We start from the raw sequence: 12,611 nt of genomic DNA on the forward strand, positions 1-12,611 counted from the left end.
ATGGAGACAAAACCAGTCCTCTCCGTCCGCAACCTCACCACCTCCTTCCTTGTCGATGGCGCATGGAAGAGTGTCGTGCGTGATGTCTCCTTTGATGTCGCGCCCGGTGAAACCGTCGCCATTGTCGGGGAATCCGGTTCCGGCAAATCCGTGACGTCGCTGTCGCTGATGCGCCTGCTTGCCCCGGCCTCCAGCCGGATAGAAGGCGAGGTGCTCCTTAACGGCCGCGATCTGCTTTCGCTTTCCGAAAAGGAAATGCGCGGTGTACGCGGCAACGATATCTCGATGATCTTTCAGGAGCCGATGACGTCGCTCAATCCGATCTTCACCATCGGCCGTCAGATTTCGGAAGTTCTCATTCGCCATAAGGGGCTTTCGAAACACGAGGCGCGGGCCGAGACGGTGCGGCTTCTGCAAAAGGTCCGAATTCCCAACGCGGCGGGCCGTTTCGACGAATATCCGCACCAGTTTTCAGGCGGCATGCGCCAGCGCGTGATGATCGCCATGGCGCTCGCCTCACGACCGAAACTGCTGATCGCCGACGAGCCGACGACGGCGCTCGACGTGACCATCCAGGGCCAGATCCTCGACCTGATAAAACTGCTGCAGGAAGAGGAGGGCATGTCGGTGCTCTTCATCACGCATGACATGGGCGTCGTGGCCGAAATCGCCGACCGGACGATCGTGATGTATCGCGGCGACGAGGTCGAGACCGGGCCGACCGAGGAGATATTCAAACGCGGCAAGCATCCCTATACACGGGCGCTGCTTTCGGCGGTGCCGAAGCTCGGCTCGATGCGTGACCGGCAATGGCCGACGCGTTTTCCCGTGCTCGACATGAAGACCGGTCTTTCGGCCGAGCCTCAGGAGGTGGCGGAGACCGTTGCGAGCGGTCAGACGCCGGTCCTGTCGGTGAAGAACCTCGTGACGCGTTTTCCCATCCGGTCCGGCCTGCTGGCGCGCCAGACGGGTGCGGTTCACGCCGTTGAAAACGTCTCCTTCGATCTCTTTCAGGGTGAAACGTTGTCGCTTGTGGGCGAATCCGGCTGCGGCAAATCCACCACCGGCCGCTCGATCATGCGGCTTGTGGAGCCGTCGTCCGGCGATGTGTCACTCGATGGTTATGATGTGATGCGTCTCGATACGGTCGGGCTCCGCAACATGCGCAAATCCGTGCAGATGATCTTTCAGGACCCGTTCTCCTCGCTCAATCCGCGCATGACGGTGGGTACGGCAATTTCCGAACCCTTCATCAAGCATAAATTGGGCACCGCGAAACAGGCGAAGGAAAAGACCGCCGATCTTCTCGAAAAGGTCGGGCTTTCAGCCGACATGGCCAATCGCTACCCCCATGAATTTTCGGGCGGCCAGCGCCAGCGCATCGCCATTGCCCGTGCGCTCGCCCTCGATCCGAAGGTTATCGTCGCCGACGAAAGTGTGTCGGCGCTCGATGTCTCGATCAAGGCGCAGGTGTGCAACCTGCTGCTCGACCTGCAACAGAGCCTCAACCTCGCCTTTCTGTTCATCTCGCATGACATGGCAGTGGTGGAGCGTGTCAGCCATCGTGTCGCGGTGATGTATTTGGGGGAGATCGTCGAGATAGGCCCGCGGGCCGCTGTTTTTGACAATCCGCAGCATCCCTACACAAAAAAGCTAATGGCGGCTGTGCCAGTGCCCGATCCGTCGAGGCGGGGGATAAGGCGTGGCATATCCAATGACGAGCTGAAGAGCCCGATACGGGCTATGGGATATGAAACACCTGCGCGAAACTACAGGACGGTATCGCCCGGCCATCTGGTGCAGGTGGCCTGAGGCGGGTGCTGCGGTATCAATGATTCGAAGAAGAAGCTTTTATGCCGGGTTCTTGAGCGGAACGCCTCGCAGGTGCTCCATCAAGTAAGCATGGGTCGCGGGATTGGCGACGATCAGCGTGCCCGTCTTTTCGTAGAATTCCGGACCGCGACCCCACCAGTCGGTCACGATTCCGCCCGCCTCCTGCACCAGCAGGATGCCGGCTGCGGTGTCGACGAAACCGGTTTCCTCATAATAACCGGTCAGCCGGCCGCAGGCCACGTAAGCGCATGAATTGGCGGCGCTACCGACCACACGGACCGCGCCGATGGGGGCGCGGATTGCGTCGAGGCGCTGATAGGCGCCGGTATAAAGCTGGAGATTGGGCGTCGGCAGGCCGGTGCCGACGCACATCAAGGCAACATCCGTGCTGGCATTGACCTGCAGGCGCTCGCCGTTGAGATAGGCGCCGTCGCCCTTGATCGTCGTAAACATTTCGTCGGAGACGGGATTGTAGACCAGTCCGCATATGGTCTCGTTGCCGCGCCTGAGCGCGATGGTGATCGTGTAATGTTGGCCGAAGAGGAAATTGGTGGTGCCGTCGATTGGATCGACCAGCCAGCGATGATCCTGATCGGCTCCTTCCACAGGCGCAAATTCCTCGCCGGTTAGTCCCCAGGGATATTGGCCGAGCAGACGCTTTCGGATCAGCGTCTCGGAATCCCTGTCGGCGTCGGAAACGAAGTCTCCCGGCCCCTTGACGCCAATCTCGATGTCGCGAAAGCGCCGGAAATGGTCGAGCGTCAGTGCGCCGGCTTCGCGGGCGGTGGCGACCATGTGCTCGAGGATGGCGCTGTAATTGACTGTCATTTTCTGAAAACCTCTGCGAGCCCTTCCGGGTCATCGGTGGTGATCTGGTCCACCTTCAGCCTCAAGAGCCGCTCGACTGCATCAGTGGATTGCGGCGTGACGCTGTTGATCGTCCAAACATCCACACGGCGGCCCGCGGCATGGATCGGGGCGATGATATCGACACCAGCATCCGCAGCTGCAAGCACGATCTCGTACGCGAGGTAGATCATGTCCGCATCGGGTGCTGTGGCAAGGGCGTCTTCGATGAAGCCCAGATAGTTTCCGCTTGCCTTCAACTCTGCAAGGGTGCCGCGATGGCAGGGGTCATAGCCAGTGCGAAGGCCGGGGGCCGAGCGAGCCAGCGCGGTAATAGCGTCGAAATCGCCGCCTGACAGGATCACCGACTTTGCGATGGGTGAAACGCTTATCCCGAAGCCGGCGACTACCTGTGGGGCAAGCGCCTGCCGGTTTTCCTTGAAATCGAGCTGTAGCAGGGCGTCGGGATGAACGGTGTCGTCCGCAAGCAGGGCGCAAAGGTCTTCGAGCAACATCACTTTCGAAGCGATTGGCTGGCCGTCATTATCGCGCAGGTGAAGCTGTCGCAGGGTTGCGGCGGATGTATCTCGTACCCGGCCGGTGCCAGTGGTTTCCCGCTCCAGCGTCCGGTCATGCAAAACGGCGCAACCGTGATCGGCATGAATGACGAGATCGACTTCGATGCTTGCACCGAGCCGCATCGCTTCGATGATGCGCTCCCCCGTAAAGACCGGATCGGAAGCACGGCGGCGGCCGCGGTGCCATTTGAGCCAGGTTTTGTGGCCGTTGCGGTCGATGACTATCGGATGGGTCATGTCAGCTCCGGTAGATCGGGCGGTTGTCGCGATAGGCCGTGATGGAACGGGGCGAAATCCGTACCCCCTGTCCCGCCCGGAACATATCCGGATGGGAGACCATGGATTTGATCCTGGTACCATCGGTCAGATCAAGGTCGACAAGGCCATGGGTGCCATAATCCGTCACCCGGTGCACACTCCCCTCCGGTGTTTCGGAGGTCGCCAGATCGATGGCTTCCGGGCGAACGGCGAGAATGGTCGGGCCATCAGAGACGGGAAGCGGAAAGGTGAAGCCAGCGCGCATGAAGTTCCCACCTGAAACCATGCCCTCAATCAGGTTCATGGTGCCGATGAAGCCGGCGACGAACGGGGTCTTCGGCTCCCGGTAGATCACATTCGGCCGGTCGATCTGTTCGGTCTTGCCATTCGCCATCACGACGATGCGGTCTGCCATGGAAAGCGCTTCATCCTGGCCGTGGGTAACAAACAGCGTGGTGATGCCGAGACGCTGCTGGATATCCCGAACCTCTTCCCGCAGCCTTTCGCGCAGATGCTGGTCGAGACTGGCGAAGGGCTCGTCGAGAAGCAGGATTTTCGGCTCCAGAACCAGCGAGCGGGCAAGCGCCACACGCTGCTGCTGGCCGCCCGAAAGCTGGCTCGTGGCTCGCTCGCCATAACCGGAGAGACCGACGAGTTCGAGCACGGCCTCCACTTTCTCCCTGATCACGGCAGCCGGCATGCGGCGCAGTTTGAGGCCGAAAGCAAGGTTTTTGAACACATTCATGTGGCTCCAGAGCGCGTGGCTCTGGAATACCATGCCGGTCGGCCGCCGCTCCGGAGGCAGGCGGGTGACGTCTTCGCCATCTATGGTGATTTGCCCGCCTGTCGGTTGCTCGAACCCGCCAACCATGCGCAGCAGCGTCGATTTTCCCGAACCGGAGGGGCCGAGAAGGCAGACGAGTTCGCCATCAGCGACATCGAGCGAGAAACTGTCGACTGCCTTGGTGCCACCGGAAAAGCTTTTCGTGACCTGGCGAATGTGGAGTACGGACATGTAGATTTCCTAACCGCCGAAACCGCGGGCAAATGCGCCGCCTCCGATGACGCGGCGGGCGAACATGAGGGCGATGAAGGATGGCACCCAGAGCAGGACGGACAGAACTGCACCATACTGGATGACCATCTGGTTGTTGATGTAGCTGATCATCAAGACCGGCATCGTGCGAATGCCGGGCGCCCCGATCAGCCATGCACCTTCGGTCTCATAAAAAGTACCAACGAAGCTCAGCATAACGGCGGCGGCAATAGTCGGTCCCGCCTGTGGCAGGGTAATTGACCAGAAGACCCTGAGCGGGCTGGCGCCGACATCCCGGGCGGCTTCTTCCATGCGCCGATCGACGGCCTGGAAGGCCGCCACGGGAATCCAGATCATGAACATCAGCGTGCCGACCAGCTGGATGAGAACGACGCCCCAGAAGGTACCGATGAGGTTGAGCTGCAGGAAAATGGCGGCAATTGCCACCAGAAGCCCGAATTTCGGAAAGGCGTGGCCGGCGAGGAAGGAGAAGAACAGGAGGTTGCGGCCGGGAAAGCTCATACGCGCGAAGGCGTATGCGGCAGGAAGGCAGATCACCGCCGAAAGCAGCGTCACAACCGTCGTCAGCCGCAGGCTCAGCATCAAAGCGTTCCACACGTCAGCGCGGCCAAGTGTCTGGCCCCAGAACCGGAAACCGAACTGTTGTGGGATGACATTGGGGAAACGCCAGACCTCGGTGAATGCCCATGTGCCCACAACAAGCAGCGGCCCGACGATGGCGATGGTGAGAAGCGTAGCAAAAAAAATGCCTGGCCAGTCCATGCGGGCTCGAGCCCGCGTCATCGTCGTCATGTCATTTCCCCTGGTTGCGCGCGACCGAACGCACATAAAACAGGCCGAAAGCAATGCAGAAACCGAAAGCGATGACGGCCTGTGTCATGGCGCCGATGGGATCCTGCACTTCGCGCAGCGTGCGCTGCATGAAAGGGCCAAGCATTTCGGGAGAGGCCGGTCCGAGAAGATATGGAAGGGTGAAGGAGGAAAAAATGCCGAGCACCGAAAAGGAAAGCGCCACGAGAATGGAATTGGTAATGCGTGGCAGGATGATGTGACAGAAAACCTGCAGCGCGTTTGCGCCGACATCCCGCGCCGCCTCTACCGACTGGTTGGCAACGCTTCCCAGCCCCGCGAGCAGGATAAGCACGGTCAGCGGAATATTGTCCCAGACAAGACCGATGACGGGTCCCCAGGGCGTGAGATAGGGCGTGCGGATTTTCGGCAGGTCGACGGCGTTGAGCAATATGTCAACCATGCCGTTCGGACCGAGAACGCGGATGAAGGCGAAGGCGAGGATGATGGAGGGCACGAACATCGGGAATATGGCCAGCGCCTGCACGTAGGCCGAGAGGCGGCCCTGCGAAAAGCGCAGGTAAAGCGCGATAGGCAGGCAGATGACCAGCAGGAGGATCGCGCAGACCATCGTCGTCCACAATGTCACGGCAAGATTGTCGAGACTGTAGCGGTCCGAGAAGAAAAAGGCGTAGCTGGAAAGGTCGAAACGCGTTTCACCATTGGCGTCGATGCGCCAGACAGTGCGGCCGATGGCGTTGATCGCTGGCCATATAACGAGCCAGATCATCAGGAATACGGGTATGGCAACGAGCAGGAGGCCGCTTGGCCTCCTGCCTGACGTATTGTCCATGAGCGTGCGAGCCGCTCCTTCTGCGACTTCGGTCACGACTTGCGGTCAACGTTGGGAGCGACGTTGCGATACCAGCCATCATTGATGGCGGTTTCCCATTTGCCGGCCGGGAAGGTTGGAATAGTCTGGGGGATGATGTCGGCGAAACGCTTGCGCAGTTCTGCCGGCACAAAGTCCCAGGAAACGCCAGGAAAGCCGCCAAGTTCGGTGAGGATTGCCCCCTGGATTTCTTCCGACAGCACGAAATTCGCGAGCTTCAGGGCGGCATCGCGATTGGCGCCGTTCGCCAGTACGACGGCACGCGAAAAATTGCCGCACAGCGCGAGATCCTGAAGCTGCACCAGACCGGTTTCCTTCGGCAGAACGCCCTGGTCGATGGCCTGAAGCACCTGGTCGGACCAGACCGGGGTCATGGTGACGACGCCCTGGGAAAGAAGCTGCAACGACTGGGTGTTGCCGGACGAGTAGGCGCCCTTGTCGTAAAGCGACGGTGCGATGTCCTTAAGCAGTTCCCATGCCTTGCCGAGCGCCTTGTCGCCTGCTTCCGGCGTGTAATTGTCGACAGTGAATGCCTTGGGGTCAAGGCCGTTCGCCTGATGGATGGCGCGACGAACGAAATTGCCGCCCGAACCGCCTTTGTCGGGGCGGTTGTAAACGAATTGACCCGGATTGGCCTTGATCCAGCTGACGAGCTGATCCCATGTCTTCGGCGCATCCGCCGGCTTCAGCTTGCTCGTGTCATAGGCGAGCAGGACCTGGCTGCCGCGATAGGGCAGGCTGTACTCGCTCTGGATAGCGAGCGGGTTGACACGCGAATAGTTGGAAAGGCCGGCCTTCGCCATGTTCACATAGATACCGGCTTCGATGGCGCCGGCAGGCAGCAGTGGATCGGCCGTTTCGAAATAATCGGCCTGCGGATCGGTACCGGTCTGCTTCGCGGCAACGGCGCGCTCGCCGATGGCGATAATGCCGGCGCCGTCGCCGGCGTCGACCAGATTGAGCTTCAGGCCAGGATTGGCGGCTTCAAAGGCGGGCTTGATCGTGTTGGACCAGAAATCGAGGATGTTTGTATCCGAACTGGTGTACCAGTCGATCGTGCCCGCAGCGGCGAAGCTCATGCGCGGTGCAAGGGCGAGACCGGCGGCGGCGCCTGCGGCGGACATCATAAAGGTGCGGCGTTTCATCTATGTCTCCGATATTGTCGGCGCGAGTGGAACTGTCGAGCGCTGCCCGAGGGGCTGGTAGGCGAAGGCCAGTCGTTGCACAGCCGTGCATTTTTGGACCAGCCGGCGGCGGTTCTAATGTCTTTCCATAACGCTTTCGTGACAGTCCGCCCGCGACGCCTCGGAGCCGCGCGCTCGTATCGCGCCTATTCGCGACGGAGCATAAAGAAAAACCCCGCCGAAGCGGGGTTTCCGTTACCAGGTCTGGCGACCATACCAGTCGTCAATGTCTTTTCGGGTGCGGTCCTTCTCGTAACCGTAGCGCTCCTGAATCTTGCCTTCCAGCTGTTCGCGCTTGCCGTTGATGACGTCAAGGTCGTCGTCGGTGAGTTTGCCCCACTGCTCCTTGACCTTGCCCTTCATCTGCTTCCAGTTGCCTTCAACACGATTCCAATCCATTGGATCCTCCCACTGTTTTTGGTCTGCACCTGTAAATGTGCGAAGGCAGATCGGGTTCCGGCAAAATGTGAACATCGCACCCGGGCTTGAAACATTGGGCGAAGATAAAGCGCGGCACAGAATTCCTTTCCGTGTGCGTTTCTACATGACGGAACAATCGCTGCCCTCGATTGTTAGCTTCACTGGAAAGCCACGGTCCTTACCGGGCTTTGCTTTCGTGTCGAGCCGCAGGGTTCAGCGTGTCATGAACAAGTTCTTCACTCGCTTTGCGAGCCGTATCGCATCTTTCTCAGGTTCGCCCAGCGCCTTTGTCGTGGCGCTCGCCACCGTCCTCATCTGGGGCATCAGCGGACCCCTGTTTGACTTTTCGGAGGTCTGGCAACTCGTCATCAACACCGGCACGACGATCGTCACCTTCCTGATGATTTTTCTCGTACAGAATTCCCAGAACAGGGATTCCGCCGCGATGGAGGCGAAACTGGACGAGTTGCTGCGGGCCGTAGAGCAGGCGCGCGCCGACTTCATCGGCATCGAGCATCTGACGGAGGACGAGATCGAGGAGATCCGGACCCGTCTCGAAAAAGAAAACGGGCGGGAAAGCAACAAGCCGCCGCCCCATCACGCCATGGATCGTCTGCTTTCCCGGCGTTAGTCACCGGCCCTGATCGATGGCCGATCATTGTTCACAACACTTTCCAAATCCTGGAAAGACCGTATGGCAGAAGGAGTTACCATGCCACTCACCGTTCTTGCTCTCAACGCGACGCTCAAACCGTCGGCCACGTCCGAACCATCCTCCACCGAGAAGCTGCTGGACCTCATATTACGGGAATTCGCCCGCCAGGATATCAAGGCCGAGACGATCAGGCTCGCCGATCACGATATCAAGCCGGGCGTCAGTTCAGACGAGGGCGACGGCGATGCCTGGCCGGCCATTCGGGAAAAAATACTGAAGGCCGATATCCTGCTCATGGGAACACCGATCTGGCTTGGCCAACCTTCGAGCGTTTGCAAGAGAGCGCTGGAGCGCATGGATGCATTCCTGGAGGAAACCGATGATGAGGGTCGGATGGTTTCTTATGGCCGGGTTGCGGCTGTCGCGGTTGTCGGAAATGAAGACGGCGCCCATCATGTCTCGGCGGAGCTCTTTCAGGCGCTGAATGACGTCGGTTTCACCATCCCTGCCAATGCGGTTGCCTATTGGGTCGGGGAAGCGATGGGGTCGACGAATTTCGTCGATCTGGAGAAGACGCCCGATGCCGTCAAAACCATGGTCAGCATGCTGGTGCGCAATACCGCGCACCTGGCGGCTCTTCTCAGGAATTCCCCGTATCCCGGCAGCGATCAGTAGTGCGGGTCTTGTTCCGGCTGGTGAACAGGCACCGCCTCGGTCGCCGCGCGGAGGCGACGGTTCAAGCGGCACCCCCCCCTCATTATTTTTTGGAACTCTCCGCCTCCCGCTTTGTTCGGAAGGCGCCTTTCCCGGGCCGGAAAGGCACCGTTTCCGACGGGAAGTATGGCTGATGGTGAAAAGGGAGGAAGACCCAAATGAAGAAGACTTTTTTCATGGCGTTGTTTGTTGGAGCCGGGGCTGTATCGGCCTTTGCCCAGCAGGCTACGACAGCCAATCCCGGTGGTGATACGCCGGCGGTTGTGACGCCGGACACGAAAAATCCGACGGCTCCGGTGGAAGGCGCCAACAGCTTCACGGAGGCGCAGGCGAAGAAGCGGATGGAGGAGTCCGGTTACACCGGGATCACAGGCCTCACCAAGAATGACAAGGGCGTGTGGATGGCATCGGGAATGAAAGACGGAAAAACCGTGGCCATAGCACTCGATTACCAGGGCAACGTTGTCGCCAGGTGAGGGCAGAACGTAAGCGCACGGATTTTTGGGAGAAACATGATGAGAACCGTAACTGCACTTTTTGATGATTATGATGATGCAAGTAACGCCGTCAGCGAACTCGAGCGCGCGGGCATCCCCTCAAGCGACATCAGCATTGTGGCCAGTAACGCCGACAGACGCCACGGCGAGGACAGCAAAGCCGCTGAAGGTGCCGGCACCGGTGCCGGCATCGGGGCCATTGTCGGCGGCGCCGGCGGCCTGCTGACGGGCCTCGGCATGATGGCTATACCCGGTGTCGGACCCGTCGTCGCCGCTGGCTGGCTGGCCGCCACCGCCGTCGGTGCGGCAGGCGGTGCTGTTGCCGGAGGAGCCACTGGCGGATTGATCGGAGCCATGACCCGCTCAGGCGTTTCGGAAGAGGACGCCAATGTCTATGCGGAGGGCGTGCGCAGAGGCGGAACTCTCGTCACTGCGCGGGTTGAAGACGATTTTGTGCCTGAGGCGGAGGCTATCCTCCGACGCTCGAACTGGGTCGATCCCTTCGAACGGCGTTCGGCCTATGGTCAGGAGGGCTGGACGCGTTTTGACGAAACGTCGAGGCCCTACGCCGCTGAAGATGTTGAGCAGGAGCGGAACCGATATCGCCGCTCGGCGCTTTGACAGGAGCATTCCTCACCGCCCACCGGGCGTGGCGTCCTGCCACGCCCTTGCGAAAAGCTTTCAGGAGTTACCATGGCCAAAAAACCGGACACCACCGCATCGGCGGGAAAAAGCGACGTTGTTACGATCCACGACCAGAAACTTTCCCGCGGCGAGGGCGGCGAGTTGCACCAGACCGCCGAAGGCGACGCACCCGTCTTGACGACAGCGCAGGGCGGGCCAGTCGCCGACGACCAGAATACGCTTCGCGTCGGTCCTCGTGGCCCGCTTGTCATGGACGATTTCCATTTCAGGGAAAAGCTCTTTCATTTCGATCATGAGCGAATTCCAGAACGTGTCGTTCATGCCCGCGGTTATGGGGCCCATGGCTATTTCGAGACCTACGATTCCCTAGCCGCCTACACGAAAGCGGATCTCTTCCAGCGTGCGGGCGAAAAAACCCCGGCTTTCGTGCGTTTTTCGACCGTGGCCGGCAATAAGGGCTCTTTCGATCTTGCGCGCGACGTGCGCGGCTTCGCCGTCAAGCTTTATACGCAGGAAGGCAACTGGGATCTCGTCGGCAACAATATCCCGGTATTCTTCATCCAGGACGCCATCAAATTTCCCGACCTCATCCATGCCGCAAAACAGGAGCCAGACCGCGACTTTCCGCAGGCGCAAACGGCTCATGATACGTTCTGGGATTTCATCAGCCTCACGCCCGAAAGCATGAACATGGTCATGTGGATCATGTCCGACCGCACCATTCCGCGGTCGTTCCGGTTCATGGAAGGGTTCGGCGTGCACACCTTCCGTTTCATCAACGCGAAAAACCAGTCGACTTTCGTGAAGTTTCACTGGAAGCCGAAGCTGGGTCTCCAATCCGTGGCGTGGAACGAGGCGGTGAAGATCAATGGTGCCGATCCCGATTTCCACCGTCGCGATCTCTGGGCGGCCATCCAGTCCGGCAATTTTCCGGAATGGGAGTTGCAGGTCCAGCTTTTCGACCAGGATTTCGCCGACAGCTTTGATTTCGATGTCCTCGATCCCACCAAAATCATTCCCGAGGAGATATTGCCGCCGCAGCCGGTCGGCAGGCTGGTTCTCGACCGCATGCCAGACAACTTCTTTGCCGAAACCGAACAGGTGGCGTTCATGACGCAGAACGTGCCGCCGGGGATCGATTTCAGTAACGACCCGCTGCTGCAGGGAAGAAATTTCTCCTATCTCGATACACAATTGAAGCGTCTCGGCGGGCCGAACTTCACGCACCTGCCCATCAATGCGCCCAAGTGTCCCTTCGCGCATTTCCAGCAGGATGGCCACATGGCGATGCGCAATCCAACCGGGCGCGCCAATTATCAGCCAAACTCCTTTGGCGAAGGCCCGCGAGAATCGCCAGCGCGCGGCTTTACACATTTTGCAGGCGAAGAGCAGGGCGCCAAGGCGAGATTGCGGCCGGAGAGCTTCGCAGATCACTATAGTCAGGCGAGGCAATTCTATCTCAGCCAGACTCCTCCCGAACAGCGCCATATCGCCTCCGCCCTCACTTTCGAGCTGAGCAGGGTGGAGACGGTCGCCATACGTGAACGGATGGTGTCACACCTCCTCAACATCGATGAAACGCTTGCGTCGACCGTTGCCCAGAAGCTTGGTTTCCAGACGATGCCTAAACCGGCGGAGGCGGCAGTGCCGACCCGACAGGACCTGGAGCCCTCACCCGCCCTCAGCATCGTCAATCGAGGGCCGCAACGTTTCGAAGGACGAAAGCTCGGCATTCTCATTACGGATGGCGTCGACGCAAAATTGCTGCAGGGGCTGACCGAGGCTGTTACGGCCGAGAAGGCCGTCTTCGAGTTGATCGCGCCTAAAGTCGGGGGCGCCGTGGCTTCGGACGGCACTCTCATTAAAGCGCATTACATGATCGATGGCGGTCCTTCGGTTCTCTTTGATGCGGTGGCCTTGTTGACATCGGCAGAGGCCATCGACGATCTCGTCAAGGAAGCAACGGCCCGGGATTTTGTCGCGGATGCGTTCCAGCACTGCAAGTTTATCGGTTATGACCAGTCGGCCCTGCCATTGCTGGAAAAGGCCGGAATTGCCGATGCCATGGATGAAGGCGTCTTGCCTTTGCCGGAAGAAGACGGGTTGGCAGCCTTTGTTTCCGAACTCGGCAAGTTGCGCGTTTGGGCGCGCGAACCGTCGGTCAAGCTTGGGAAGGCATCAGTCCCTGTCGCTAACGGATAACGCAACCGGCGGCGTGCCCTCATCGTTCAGGGAGCGCCGCC

At 59.8% G+C, this 12,611-nt stretch carries 13 protein-coding genes; 6 read left to right on the forward strand and 7 right to left on the reverse strand.

The window, feature by feature from the left end; genetic code table 11:
* A complete protein-coding gene (locus K7A42_RS07475) occupies positions 1–1,812 on the forward strand; it encodes an ABC transporter ATP-binding protein (protein ID WP_174150439.1) in 1,812 nt (603 codons plus the stop codon).
* 39 nt (positions 1,813–1,851) lie between these two features.
* On the opposite strand, the gene K7A42_RS07480 is transcribed toward K7A42_RS07475, so the two are convergent.
* The 7 genes from K7A42_RS07480 to K7A42_RS07510 all read right to left on the reverse strand — a co-directional run bounded on the left by K7A42_RS07480 (position 1,852) and on the right by K7A42_RS07510 (position 7,836).
* Positions 1,852–2,661: an inositol monophosphatase family protein gene (locus K7A42_RS07480; protein WP_034497857.1), complete on the reverse strand. Its 810-nt coding sequence runs from the start codon at positions 2,659–2,661 to the stop codon at positions 1,852–1,854.
* On the reverse strand, positions 2,658–3,494 hold the full coding sequence (locus K7A42_RS07485; RefSeq protein ID WP_174150438.1) for a glycerophosphodiester phosphodiesterase: 837 nt from the start codon (positions 3,492–3,494) through the stop codon (positions 2,658–2,660). Before K7A42_RS07485 ends, K7A42_RS07480 begins: the two co-directional genes overlap by 4 nt.
* 1 nt (position 3,495) lies before the next feature.
* Entirely contained in the window at positions 3,496–4,530 is a 1,035-nt protein-coding gene (locus K7A42_RS07490; RefSeq protein WP_034497853.1) for an ABC transporter ATP-binding protein, read from the reverse strand.
* Between the two features lie 9 nt (positions 4,531–4,539).
* On the reverse strand, positions 4,540–5,364 hold the full coding sequence (locus K7A42_RS07495) for an ABC transporter permease (protein WP_004444541.1): 825 nt from the start codon (positions 5,362–5,364) through the stop codon (positions 4,540–4,542).
* Position 5,365: 1 nt separating this feature from the next.
* Complete coding sequence (locus K7A42_RS07500; protein ID WP_004444540.1) at positions 5,366–6,214, reverse strand: ABC transporter permease; 849 nt, start codon at positions 6,212–6,214, stop codon at positions 5,366–5,368.
* 32 nt (positions 6,215–6,246) lie between these two features.
* Positions 6,247–7,398, reverse strand: a complete 1,152-nt coding sequence (locus tag K7A42_RS07505) for an extracellular solute-binding protein (protein ID WP_034497849.1) — start codon at positions 7,396–7,398, stop codon at positions 6,247–6,249.
* A 234-nt stretch (positions 7,399–7,632) separates the two neighbouring features.
* Positions 7,633–7,836, reverse strand: a complete 204-nt coding sequence (locus K7A42_RS07510; protein ID WP_004444538.1) for a CsbD family protein — start codon at positions 7,834–7,836, stop codon at positions 7,633–7,635.
* A 244-nt stretch (positions 7,837–8,080) separates the two neighbouring features.
* On the opposite strand from K7A42_RS07510, the gene K7A42_RS07515 reads away from it, so the two are divergent.
* From K7A42_RS07515 to catE, 5 genes are all read left to right on the forward strand, one after another.
* On the forward strand, positions 8,081–8,488 hold the full coding sequence (locus tag K7A42_RS07515; RefSeq protein ID WP_034497847.1) for a low affinity iron permease family protein: 408 nt from the start codon (positions 8,081–8,083) through the stop codon (positions 8,486–8,488).
* Positions 8,489–8,569: 81 nt separating this feature from the next.
* Positions 8,570–9,187, forward strand: coding sequence for a flavodoxin family protein (locus K7A42_RS07520; RefSeq protein ID WP_112552934.1), 618 nt, complete (start codon positions 8,570–8,572; stop codon positions 9,185–9,187).
* A gap of 197 nt (positions 9,188–9,384) precedes the next feature.
* Positions 9,385–9,702: a PepSY domain-containing protein gene (locus K7A42_RS07525; protein WP_112552834.1), complete on the forward strand. Its 318-nt coding sequence runs from the start codon at positions 9,385–9,387 to the stop codon at positions 9,700–9,702.
* A gap of 39 nt (positions 9,703–9,741) precedes the next feature.
* Positions 9,742–10,344, forward strand: coding sequence for a general stress protein (locus K7A42_RS07530; RefSeq protein ID WP_006700454.1), 603 nt, complete (start codon positions 9,742–9,744; stop codon positions 10,342–10,344).
* Between the two features lie 72 nt (positions 10,345–10,416).
* Positions 10,417–12,570, forward strand: a complete 2,154-nt coding sequence (catE, locus tag K7A42_RS07535) for a catalase C (RefSeq protein WP_174150437.1) — start codon at positions 10,417–10,419, stop codon at positions 12,568–12,570.
* Positions 12,571–12,611: the final 41 nt, after the last annotated feature.

It is taken from the genome of Agrobacterium sp. InxBP2 (assembly GCF_026191755.1).
Lineage (GTDB): Bacteria > Pseudomonadota > Alphaproteobacteria > Rhizobiales > Rhizobiaceae > Agrobacterium > Agrobacterium pusense.

Excerpts from the sequence above, each read along its gene's own strand:
- K7A42_RS07475 (WP_174150439.1), top strand. The coding sequence starts at position 1 with ATGGAGACAAAACCAGTCCTCTCCGTCCGCAACCTCACCACCTCCTTC.
- K7A42_RS07480 (WP_034497857.1), bottom strand. The coding sequence starts at position 2,661 with ATGACAGTCAATTACAGCGCCATCCTCGAGCACATGGTCGCCACCGCC.
- K7A42_RS07485 (WP_174150438.1), bottom strand. The coding sequence starts at position 3,494 with ATGACCCATCCGATAGTCATCGACCGCAACGGCCACAAAACCTGGCTC.
- K7A42_RS07490 (WP_034497853.1), bottom strand. The coding sequence starts at position 4,530 with ATGTCCGTACTCCACATTCGCCAGGTCACGAAAAGCTTTTCCGGTGGC.
- K7A42_RS07495 (WP_004444541.1), bottom strand. The coding sequence starts at position 5,364 with ATGACGACGATGACGCGGGCTCGAGCCCGCATGGACTGGCCAGGCATT.
- K7A42_RS07500 (WP_004444540.1), bottom strand. The coding sequence starts at position 6,214 with ATGGACAATACGTCAGGCAGGAGGCCAAGCGGCCTCCTGCTCGTTGCC.
- K7A42_RS07505 (WP_034497849.1), bottom strand. The coding sequence starts at position 7,398 with ATGAAACGCCGCACCTTTATGATGTCCGCCGCAGGCGCCGCCGCCGGT.
- K7A42_RS07510 (WP_004444538.1), bottom strand. The coding sequence starts at position 7,836 with ATGGATTGGAATCGTGTTGAAGGCAACTGGAAGCAGATGAAGGGCAAG.
- K7A42_RS07515 (WP_034497847.1), top strand. The coding sequence starts at position 8,081 with ATGAACAAGTTCTTCACTCGCTTTGCGAGCCGTATCGCATCTTTCTCA.
- K7A42_RS07520 (WP_112552934.1), top strand. The coding sequence starts at position 8,570 with ATGCCACTCACCGTTCTTGCTCTCAACGCGACGCTCAAACCGTCGGCC.
- K7A42_RS07525 (WP_112552834.1), top strand. The coding sequence starts at position 9,385 with ATGAAGAAGACTTTTTTCATGGCGTTGTTTGTTGGAGCCGGGGCTGTA.
- K7A42_RS07530 (WP_006700454.1), top strand. The coding sequence starts at position 9,742 with ATGAGAACCGTAACTGCACTTTTTGATGATTATGATGATGCAAGTAAC.
- catE (WP_174150437.1), top strand. The coding sequence starts at position 10,417 with ATGGCCAAAAAACCGGACACCACCGCATCGGCGGGAAAAAGCGACGTT.